We start from the raw sequence: 1,526 nt of genomic DNA, 5'->3' as shown, positions 1-1,526 counted from the left end.
GCAGCAGGATCCACGACCAGTCGATGCCCAGCACCTCGGACGTCCGCTCAGCCACCAGGCGTCCACGCAGGTAGGCCCGGGTGTCCTCCGGTGGTTCGGTAACGGCGCGCTCGACCTCGGCGTCCGTGGTGAGCCGAGGCATCCGTCCGGCTCGCACCAGCGCGGCATAAGGGCTGGCCCGCCCGTCCAGGTCGGCCCAGGCCACATCCAGCTGTGCCAAACGTGGGTGATCCCAGCGGAGATCATCGCGGCGACGGAAGCTCTCCATCAGGGTGAGCTTGGCCACCCAATCCAGTTCGGTACAGGTCAGCGGATCGTCGACCAACCGGTCCAGGGTCCGTTCCCACAAGGCGTTCACCTCAGCGTCGCCGCAGCCGGCGGCGGTCACCTGGGCGTGATACTCGCGTTGGATCTCGATCGCCGTCAGCCGGCGTCCATCCATCAGTTCCAGCGGTGTCTCGCAGGCTGGATCACGGCTGACGAGCCGGACGGCACCCAGTGGATCGGCCAACAGCGGTGGACGAAGCGCACCGGCATCGATCGCCGCGGCGACCGCGGACGCCGTCCCCAGTTTGAGCAGGGTGGACGTCTCGGACCGGTTGGCGTCCCCGGCGATCACATGCAGCCGGCGCCAACGGCGGGCGTCGGCATGCGGCTCGTCCCGGGTGTTCACCAGCGGACGCCGCACCGTGGTCTCCAGGCCGGTGATGGTCTCGAAGAAGTCGGCGCGCTGGGACAACTGGAATCCGGGAGCATCACTGGCCTGGCCGAGGCCGACCCGTCCTGCGCCGGTGAACACCAACCGGGTCACCAGGAACGCCAGCATGCCCTCCACGATCCGATCCCACGGCGTCGCCCGGTCGAACAGATAGTTCTCGTGGTAGCCGTACGAGGCACCCTTGCCGTCGGTGTTGTTCTTGAACACCCGCACCGGCGTCCCCAGCCGCTCGCCGGCCGTGACGGCAGCCCGCGCGACGATCGCGTCACCGGCCAGGTCGGCCAGCAGCGCGGCGCGTGGCGAGGTCACCTCAGGCGTGGAGTACTCCGGGTGCGCGTGGTCGACGTAGAGCCGGGCGCCGTTGCCGAGGAACCGGTTGTGGGCGTCCTCGATCGGGATCGGGTCATCGGGATCCACCCGCGAGAGCGTTGCGGAGCCGGCATACGCGTCGACCACGGCCGCGGAGAGCACCGTCGGATGCAGGTCCGGACGCCCCGGCGCGAGGATGCCGTACTCGGTCTCGGTTCCCAGCAGCGGCATGTCCTCATCGTAGGGTTGGTGCCATGAAGTGGTGGACGACGCTGGGCATTGATCTGCTTGTGGTGCTGGTATTCGCCACCGTCGGACGGCTCTCGCACGCCGAGGGCGCGGCGCTCCTCGGCATCGTCGTGACGGCGTGGCCGTTCGTCGTCGCGCTGGCCGCCTCCACGATCGCGCTGCTCGCCATGCGCCGCCCCACCCACACGCTGCTCAACGGTGTGTTCGTCTGGCTCGGCACCCTGATCGTCGGCATGCTGCTCCGGGCCGG

The 1,526-nt window shown here is 69.3% G+C and carries 2 protein-coding genes; one reads left to right on the top strand and one right to left on the bottom strand.

What is annotated here, in order from left to right; all coding sequences use genetic code 11:
* Positions 1 to 1,258: proteasome accessory factor PafA2 family protein (locus Q0066_RS15755; protein ID WP_298134718.1), on the bottom strand; the 1,258-nt coding region annotated here is incomplete at its 3' end.
* Positions 1,259 to 1,281: 23 nt separating this feature from the next.
* On the opposite strand from Q0066_RS15755, the gene Q0066_RS15750 reads away from it, so the two are divergent.
* Positions 1,282 to 1,526: DUF3054 domain-containing protein (locus Q0066_RS15750; protein ID WP_298134716.1), on the top strand; the 245-nt coding region annotated here is incomplete at its 3' end.

The organism is Micropruina sp. (assembly GCF_027492755.1).
In the GTDB taxonomy this organism is placed as follows: Bacteria; Actinomycetota; Actinomycetes; order Propionibacteriales; family Propionibacteriaceae; genus Micropruina.
Note: the sequence above shows the minus strand (reverse complement) of the source record. Positions and strands in the feature narration are given on the sequence as shown.